Source organism: Paenibacillus sedimenti, from assembly GCF_014534655.1.
In the GTDB taxonomy this organism is placed as follows: domain Bacteria; phylum Bacillota; class Bacilli; order Paenibacillales; family NBRC-103111; genus Paenibacillus_E; species Paenibacillus_E sedimenti.
This window is the reverse complement of the sequence record NZ_JACVVD010000027.1, coordinates 24,788-30,857: the sequence shown is the minus strand read 5'-3', so window position 1 is coordinate 30,857 and position 6,070 is coordinate 24,788. Positions and strand designations below refer to the sequence as shown.

Here is a 6,070-nt window from a genome sequence, read left to right as displayed (position 1 = left end):
ACCACAAACGAATAAAGGCAAAACTAAAAGGCATGAGCCCGGTACGGTACCGGACTCATGCCCTAGAAGCTGCCTAACAATATACTGTCTAACTTTTTGGGGTCACTTCATTGCGGCAGCTCCTCACTATCGTTTTCCGTCGTAACGATGTTCAGTACTTTTCAAGTTCTTGCTCCAAATCATTCAGTAGCACGTTAACCTCAAGAACAGCAGAATCATCTCTGTTCCAGAAGATCGACGGCTTATACTGGTCTTCCTCTATTCCGGGTAACCAGTCATTAATAAACTCATCTAAAGAGATACTCTGTGCTTTATAATTAGACAACTCTTCAAAAGCACAATACTCTGCAAATTCTCTCTTTGGCCAGAATGGAATTAATATGCCTCCATTATCATCTGAAGTCATTGCCCATCCGTCATCATACAATCCCCAAACTTCCTCAAAATCAACAACCTTCTTAATAAAGTACTCGTATCGAATATTCGCGGGAAGTTTTATAACTGCTTCGAATTCTTTTTGATTCAAAATTATCTTCTCCTAGCAATTTAACTAGAGTTCTTCGTTAGTTTAATTATATAATATCAAAATCTGTACCTTCTGGATAAAGTGAAACATATTCTTCATCTTTATTTAAATAAGCTATTTTAACATTTTCTAATAAATTATTATTAGATAGTTCCTCAATAATTGTTTTTAAAGCTTTATCCAAATCAATAACATAGTTGAATACATTAGTATTTCCACTACCAATATCTCCACCATCACAAGAACCATTTCCAGTCCAACCTAAACACTCATTCATTAATTCTTCGACCATATGTCTTTTTTCTAGTGCTTCTTCCATTTGATATGATGTATAAGAATGTTGGACAATAAGCTCTATTAATTCTTCTTCAACAAGATGTTCATAACCCTCATTTATCTTCTCGTTGGTTAATTTTTCCATTACCTTTTCTGCTTTTTCAAATAACTTTAATTTTACTTTTACAGTTTCACCAATATCTCCAACAACACCATAGTGCACTTGTAAGGTTTTATTATCCTCCCAAACTTCCCAATAAACCAGTTCATTATCAACTGTTTTGATTAACTTAATCAATTTTATTACCTCCTGAGAAAATCACTAACTGCTTATAATTTACAATGATACCATACTTCAACTAAGCTGCCCGTTACCTCAATAGGCTGCCGATTGCCGGCATCCTGTTATTTGTTGTATTCTATATCGTTTTCTGTTAGTTGAACAATGAAACTCCGCAGATAGTTTTTCAATTTATTGTTACAATTATTAACACCCAAACTGTAAATATTAAAGGAGATATTAATGATACCCATGCTATTCTGTATTTCTTGAACATTATTGAAAACATAGCTACTACATGAAAAAATAATAAAAATATCGAGCCTTCAAATCGAGGATAACCATTAAAGAATCCTACAAAGGGAAAAAATGCTATAGCACTAACTACCATTAATAACCATGATGGTTTAGTAATCGCTATTAGTGCTGTCAACATAGAAAAAAGGATACAGATAGACATGAATCCCCAAAATAAATATGATACGACCATTATCATCACCCCTTACCTCATTTTACAATATGTAATTCGGGTTATTTCACTATTCTGTCCGTTACTTCAACGAACAACGACAGCCGATCGTCTGGCCGGCTGCCGTTGTGTCTTTATTGTGCTATCGTACCCTTACCGTTAGCTTAATAAAAAGAACAGGCTAACGCAGCACTTGCCCATCCATGCGTTATTCAACTATTACCTGATAGTTGAACATTGGTTGGCCCTTCCTCTATAATTTACCTTTTACCTAACTAAATCTATAATTAAAACAAAAGTCAAAGGTGGTGTTTTATGATTTTACAAACCGATCGTTTGATTTTGCGTGAGTTTACCTCGGAGGATGTTCAGGCAGTTCACAACTATGCTTCCGACATTGAAGTTTGCCGATACACGGACTGGGGGCCGAACACGCTTGACGACACACGAGCATTCATCGAGGACGTTATTGCCTCTCAAAGTGAGCATCCAAGAAATCAATTTACGGTTGCAATTGTGGTCAAAGAATCAAATTCGTTAATTGGAGCGAGCAGTATAATCAAGAAAGAAGTATTACAAGGTGAAGTGGGTTACGTCCTGAATCGAGACTATTGGGGTCATGGTTTTGCGTCCGAGGCTGCTAAGGCTATGCTGAACTTCGGTTTTAAAGAACTGAAACTTCATCGCATATGTGCTACTTGCAGACCTCAAAACAAGGGCTCCTTTCGTGTAATGGAGAAACTCGGTATGCGCAAAGAAGGTCACTTCCGTAAACATCTATTTTTCAAAGAGAAATGGCACGATTCGTTTCTATATAGTATTTTGTCTTCGGAATATTAGTCTGAAGTAGCATTTCTGTAGCAAGAATTAATCACATTCTTTATGGAGTATTCTGCCCGTTAACAAGGAGCAGCTTGCCGCTGAACTGCTCCTTGTTTTGTTTGAACTATTGTTCTCCATAGTTGAATAATCTTATGAATTTAGAAAACAGTCTTTCATTTCCGTTTTATTGGAAAATGCAACAAAAAATCTGCATATCCTCGTTCTAATGGTGAATGTACTTTCGAATACATCTCGAACCCGAAAGTTCCTGCTTATTCATACTCTGAATTACTTATCCATTCATACAACTCCCCATAAGCATCACCAGCCCTATCGATGTCTCCTTGGTATTCTAAAACTGCATAGGTCGCTTTAGGAAGTTCATAAGAAATCATATCTACTGGCGGCTCCACATCATGATTAACTTCAACGCCAGCTATCCATGCAAACAGATCTGTATCAGGATTATAATTTGGCGGGTCTATGAATACGCCATATGTAATCGGAAGTCCTACGGTACCATTTACCTCTTCTAATCTTTCATTGAACGATTGTTGGAACTTTGGAATTATCATTTGCTCTCTAGTGTCTTGCAATAATGTTTCCAGTTCCATTCCTATGATACGGGAATGTTCTCTTTCAATGATTTTTATAGCCATCCCATAACCTCCATGATTAATTTCAATATTACTTTCTCGAAGGGACATACTTTTTTCCTTTTTTGGATGTCTTTTTTATTAAGCAAATCTGCCCTTTGTTGATGATTCCGCACTTGTTTCTGTTAGTTTAATGGAATCATACAAGATTTGCCCTCCATAGCCTCTCTGTTTTAGTTAATATTCCTTCATCAATTTCCATCTTGTAGATATCAGGTTTTGAAGTTTTTAATAAAAAGTCCAAGTCAAACTGAGGATCAAAGTATCCCATCATCATTGTCATAACGGCCCCGTGAGTTCCAATAGCAACTTTCTGCCCCTTATATTCGCTTATAATATTTTTTAAGATAGTTACAACACGCTTTTGACAATTTGTAAAAGACTCCCCTCCAGACAACGAAAAGTCTGGATCTGAAAACATCTTCTTTACTAATGGATACACTTCCTGATCAGGCATTATTTTATCATCACCAATAAATACTACTTCTTTTAGTTCCTCAATAACAATCATTTCTTTGCCTAAAGATTGGGCTAGTCCCTCTATTGTTAATATTGCCCTTTTATATGGACTTGAGATGAAAGTATCTATACCCTCATCCTTCAATAATTGAGCTACTATTTGGGCATCTGATTCGCCCTTTAAAGTCAGTCCACGTGTTCTTTCGTTCCCTTCCATTTTAGGCGATTCTCCGTGCCTGACCATGTATATAAAGGTTTTCATAAATTTCTCCCTTAGACTTCAAATAATCACTCTCAACCATGCTGAAGGCATACGTTAGCCTCGTCGTGATTTTTCTGAGCTATCGTTATCCGTTAGCTTAATGACTTGGCTTCAACTGAATCCCTTAATGCTCGGAAGCGAACAGTAACTCCATCTTTGTCTTACCATATTTTCCAACCATCCATTAAAAGTCAACAACCCGGGGTGTAACCTCCGGACTTCGGCAATATCAATTATGAGTTCCTCATTATTAATAAACTCAAACGTCCGTGCTCCACTTGGACTTATTTGACGAATAGTATCGATTGGAATCTCAACATAGGGAATATCTCTTCCGATAGCACGTGATATTGCGTTCGAAATAGCCACGGGAGTCAAAGAATCCCCGGCGATTTCAATTGTTTTGCCTAAATATCTCTCGGGATTTTCAAAAGCTAAGGCTGAAAATGCACCGATATCTTCAACAGCGATTAGTTGTAATTTTATGTTTGATTTTATTGCAGTTGAAAGTTGGCCGGTTTGAAGTCCAAAGAGTGGATCGGAGAAATTATCCATGAACCAAGTCGGACGTAAAATTGTCAGTGGTAAATCAAGGTTTCGAATGTATTCTTCAATTTCCCATTTACTATAATTTCGTCCGACAATTAAACGATCCGCTCCACTTACCGATGAGTAAATAAAATGTTGAACACCAGCCTTATTCGCCGCATTTGCTACATTTCTTCCAAATCTAACTTCGTCTCCGTAGCTAAAATCCGGTGATATGTTTGGGGAGAATTCTGTAGGTTGAACGCTGAATACCCCATATACTCCTTGCATAGCCTCCGGTAACGAATCAGGATTGTCATGATCACCTTCAAAAATTTCTACCCCAGCTTTCCGCAATGTTTCTGCTGAGGGTTTGTTTGGGTCACGGGTGAGAGATTTTTATTGTAAAATTATATAGTACGCACATTATTGTTATATTCTAAACAAAAAGTTAGTAAAGGAGCGAAATATGGACAATTGTAATAACGAAAAAGTTAACTGTCCCATTTTTTACACGCTGTCTGTGATTAGTGGAAAGTGGAAATGGGCTATATTGTTTTTCATAGCAAAAGAAGAAGTGATCAGATATGGGAAAATAAAAGAATACTTACCGCCAATTGCACATAAAACTCTTAGCCAACAGTTAAAGGAATTGGAGGGAGATGAAATTATCCATAGAGAACAATATTATGTCATGCCGCCAAAAGTCGAATATACCCTAACTAAGAAAGGTAAATCACTGGTTCCAATGCTTGATTTCATGTACCAGTGGGGCGAAAAATGGTACGATTTGACATTACCTCTAAGATCAGGCTTCCAAAATATCAGAAGCCCGATCACCATTGTCACTATCCTGCCCGTTCACAACGAAGACAGCCGATCTTTCTGGCCGGCTGCCTTCGTGTAATGATTGAGCTATCGTTCCCCGTCGTTCAGCTTTGTGAACTTGGGGTTCGAAGCTTGGGCAAATCTCCTAAATAGATACATACTTAACCCCATCCATGATATTCCGAAGGGAACCGACGACCATGCGGTGATGAATTGGTCGTTAAATATGAGTAGCGAAACGGAACTCAACAAAAGCAAAACCCTGGTCCATAACGGTAATAATTGCGACCTCAGCATGCTTACACTAAAAAATAATAAACCAGCGATGGTGACTAGTAAACCAATCGGCTGTGCTGCTTCGTATTGGATACTCAAGTTCATCGAAATACGAGATATCGTACCGTAAAGATAAATGAAGCAGCCGAGCAAAGTACCAATGAGTGCCCATCGTACAAATCGTCCAGCGTCCTTTACGGAAACATATAAACCAACCAATCCTACTCCGATACAAGCTATACCGCAACCGAACCATGGCATAAAAGACTGAGAACTTCGGTAAACTTGATCTTTGGGGTTACCAGTGGGCATCAAGGATAACTCAAAGCCCATCCGCAGCCAAATCATACCGCCGATTAATGCCGACAAGGCGGTGATAAGAAAAACAACTCTTTTCAGCAAATTACTCACCTCTGTTTTGTTAGGTTACCGTTCATAGAAAATGTTTCCTCAATCTCTTTCACTAAATTTCCATACAGGTTTTCTAATGCGATTCAAAACACATGGCGATTTATCTTCCAAGAGTGGTTCCCCCGGAACAATTTGGAACACGCAGGAACTTATGAAATTGAAATTTATGATGAACGATGTTCGGATAAATATGGAGATGGATATCTGTATTCTGATTAAATCCAAATAAGAATCGACAAAAGTCACCAAAGAGGTGACCATTATTTTTTCATTACCA

At 37.8% G+C, this 6,070-nt stretch carries 10 protein-coding genes; 4 read left to right on the top strand and 6 right to left on the bottom strand.

The genetic code is table 11. The annotated features are described in order from the left end of the window. The coding region (locus ICC18_RS34945) for an IS3 family transposase (RefSeq protein ID WP_376745684.1) at nt 1-77 on the top strand (77 nt) is incomplete at its 5' end. A gap of 74 nt (nt 78-151) precedes the next feature. Here ICC18_RS34945 and ICC18_RS32585 read toward each other — a convergent pair. Both ICC18_RS32585 and ICC18_RS32580 read right to left on the bottom strand, forming a co-directional pair. Continuing rightward, the gene (locus tag ICC18_RS32585) at nt 152-526 is read right to left on the bottom strand and encodes a DUF2750 domain-containing protein (protein ID WP_188178561.1); all 375 of its coding nucleotides are present in this window, start codon (nt 524-526) and stop codon (nt 152-154) included. A gap of 46 nt (nt 527-572) precedes the next feature. Next, nucleotides 573-1,100: a hypothetical protein gene (locus ICC18_RS32580; RefSeq protein WP_188178560.1), complete on the bottom strand. Its 528-nt coding sequence runs from the start codon at nt 1,098-1,100 to the stop codon at nt 573-575. 766 nt (nt 1,101-1,866) lie between these two features. Between ICC18_RS32580 and ICC18_RS32575 the strand changes: the two genes are divergently transcribed. After that, entirely contained in the window at nt 1,867-2,391 is a 525-nt protein-coding gene (locus ICC18_RS32575; protein ID WP_188178559.1) for a GNAT family N-acetyltransferase, read from the top strand. 254 nt (nt 2,392-2,645) lie between these two features. Here ICC18_RS32575 and ICC18_RS32570 read toward each other — a convergent pair whose 3' ends face one another. The 3 genes from ICC18_RS32570 to ICC18_RS32560 form a co-directional block, all read right to left on the bottom strand. Then, nucleotides 2,646-3,032 carry a GyrI-like domain-containing protein gene (locus tag ICC18_RS32570; protein WP_223193070.1) on the bottom strand — a complete coding sequence of 129 codons (387 nt, stop codon included), beginning with the start codon at nt 3,030-3,032 and terminating at the stop codon, nt 2,646-2,648. A gap of 136 nt (nt 3,033-3,168) precedes the next feature. Continuing rightward, nucleotides 3,169-3,750, bottom strand: coding sequence for a histidine phosphatase family protein (locus ICC18_RS32565; RefSeq protein WP_188178558.1), 582 nt, complete (start codon nt 3,748-3,750; stop codon nt 3,169-3,171). A gap of 111 nt (nt 3,751-3,861) precedes the next feature. Next, nucleotides 3,862-4,635, bottom strand: a complete 774-nt coding sequence (locus tag ICC18_RS32560; protein ID WP_223193069.1) for an NmrA/HSCARG family protein — start codon at nt 4,633-4,635, stop codon at nt 3,862-3,864. Between the two features lie 112 nt (nt 4,636-4,747). Between ICC18_RS32560 and ICC18_RS32555 the strand changes: the two genes are divergently transcribed. Next, the gene (locus ICC18_RS32555; protein WP_223193068.1) at nt 4,748-5,185 is read left to right on the top strand and encodes a winged helix-turn-helix transcriptional regulator; all 438 of its coding nucleotides are present in this window, start codon (nt 4,748-4,750) and stop codon (nt 5,183-5,185) included. A gap of 8 nt (nt 5,186-5,193) precedes the next feature. Here the strand turns inward: ICC18_RS32555 and ICC18_RS32550 are convergent, their stop codons facing one another. After that, nucleotides 5,194-5,784, bottom strand: coding sequence for a hypothetical protein (locus ICC18_RS32550; RefSeq protein ID WP_188178557.1), 591 nt, complete (start codon nt 5,782-5,784; stop codon nt 5,194-5,196). Here ICC18_RS32550 and ICC18_RS32545 point away from each other — a divergent pair, their 5' ends adjacent. Continuing rightward, nucleotides 5,785-6,012 carry a GyrI-like domain-containing protein gene (locus ICC18_RS32545; protein ID WP_188178563.1) on the top strand — a complete coding sequence of 76 codons (228 nt, stop codon included), beginning with the start codon at nt 5,785-5,787 and terminating at the stop codon, nt 6,010-6,012. The last annotated feature ends 58 nt before the right edge of the window (nt 6,013-6,070 follow it).

What these genes read in the sequence shown, in the direction of transcription:
- ICC18_RS32575 (WP_188178559.1), top strand. Translation starts at nt 1,867, where the DNA reads ATGATTTTACAAACCGATCGTTTGATTTTGCGTGAGTTTACCTCGGAG.
- ICC18_RS32570 (WP_223193070.1), bottom strand. Translation starts at nt 3,032, where the DNA reads ATGGCTATAAAAATCATTGAAAGAGAACATTCCCGTATCATAGGAATG.
- ICC18_RS32565 (WP_188178558.1), bottom strand. Translation starts at nt 3,750, where the DNA reads ATGAAAACCTTTATATACATGGTCAGGCACGGAGAATCGCCTAAAATG.
- ICC18_RS32555 (WP_223193068.1), top strand. Translation starts at nt 4,748, where the DNA reads ATGGACAATTGTAATAACGAAAAAGTTAACTGTCCCATTTTTTACACG.